Here is a 1,564-nt window from a genome sequence, read left to right as displayed (position 1 = left end):
CCACCGAGGCTGTGTGAGAACGGTGGTCGAGCAGCGCTGATAGCGGCGCGTGCTAGCGCGGGGCGCTCAGGCCTGCATCGCAGCGATTAGCCCCGGCACGCCGACCAGAGCGATGGCGCGCTTGATGTTGTAGGCCAGGGTGTGAAGGCTCATTTCGGTTGCCACGTTCTTCAGGGTGCGCGTCTTGAAGTGGCTTCGCCCCATCCAGTCTTTGATGGTGCCAAAGACGTGCTCGACGGTGCGTCTTCGGACGCGCATGGCACCAGGCATGCGGTCGAGTCGGGCCTGCATGGCCTCGATCACCTCTTCATGCTCCCACCGCTTGATGCGGCGCTCGAGGCTGGTGGTGCAGTTCGCCTTGACCGCGCAGCGGTAGCGACAGGCAGGCGTTGCATAGGCGTGCAGCGTCATGCCGTGCTCGACGTTGGAGAAGCGCCGGGTCATCGTCTCTCCGGCTGGGCAACGGTACGTGTCGGTATCGGTCTGGTAGACGAAGTCCTGCTTGCCCCAGCGACCATCGGCCTTGGCGCCGGAGGTGAGCGGCTTGGGGCAGATCGGCGTAATGCCGGCCGCTTCGCACGCGAGTATCTCGGGGCCCGAGAAGTAGCCGCGATCAGCAAGCACGGTGAGCGCATCCGTGCCCGTCGCCGCGCGGGCTTGCTCGCCCATCTTCGCCAGCGACGTACGGTCGTGGCCGAGATTGATGACCTCGTGGGCGACAATGATGTGGCTATCGGTATCGACCGCCGCCTGGAGGTTGTAGCCGACCTGCCCGGTGCCGGTTCCCGCCGACGCCATCGCACGCGCGTCCGGGTCGGTGAGCGAGATCTGCCGGTCAGGCGATGCCGCAACCGCCTGCTCCATGGCTTCGAGTTCACGCATCTGCCGCCGCAGCTCGCCGAGCCTTGTCGTCAGCCGGATCGTGCGAAGCTCGGCGGCTTCACCATCCTGCCGGTCGGCGGTGTCGAGCATGCCCAGATAGCGCTGGATGCTGGCATCGACCTGCTCCATCCGGCGTCGGATCGTCACCGGCGTGAAGTTCTTGTCGCGGGCATTGACCGCGCGCATGCGGCTGCCGTCCACTGCCACCGTGCCGCCCGCAATGAGCCCGAGGTTGCGACAGAGCAGGACGAACCGGCGACACGCCGCCTGGATCGCTGCGCCATGATCGCGACGGAAGTCGGCGATGGTCTTGAAGTCGGGCGCGAGCTTGCCCGTCAGCCACATCAGCTCGACGTTGCGGCCCGCTTCGCGCTCCAGCCGCCGGCTCGACTGCACCTGGTTCAGATAGCCATAAATATAGAGCTTGAGCAGCATCGCCGGATGATAGCCCGGCCGCCCGGTCGCCGCTGCATCCGCGAAACCCAGCACCGCCAGATCCAGTTCGTCGACGAACATATCGACGAACCGTACCGGGCTGTCCTCGGCCACGTAATCGTCGACGCAATCAGGCAGGAAAAGCTGCTGCCGCCGATCGCAACCTTCGATGAAACGCCCCATCACCGGCCTCCCAAATCAGACCATGATCATAGCATATCAGCGCGTTTCCACACAGCCTCCACCA

At 65.2% G+C, this 1,564-nt stretch carries 1 protein-coding gene; it reads right to left on the bottom strand.

The genetic code is table 11. The features are described from left to right. Positions 1-66: 66 nt before the first annotated feature. Positions 67-1,500, bottom strand: a complete 1,434-nt coding sequence (locus U1739_RS20915) for an IS1182 family transposase (RefSeq protein ID WP_332710549.1) — start codon at positions 1,498-1,500, stop codon at positions 67-69. Between the last annotated feature and the right edge of the window lie 64 nt (positions 1,501-1,564).

Source organism: Parasphingomonas puruogangriensis (genome assembly GCF_036663635.1).
GTDB lineage: Bacteria > Pseudomonadota > Alphaproteobacteria > Sphingomonadales > Sphingomonadaceae > Sphingomonas.
Note: the sequence above shows the minus strand (reverse complement) of the source record. Positions and strands in the feature narration are given on the sequence as shown.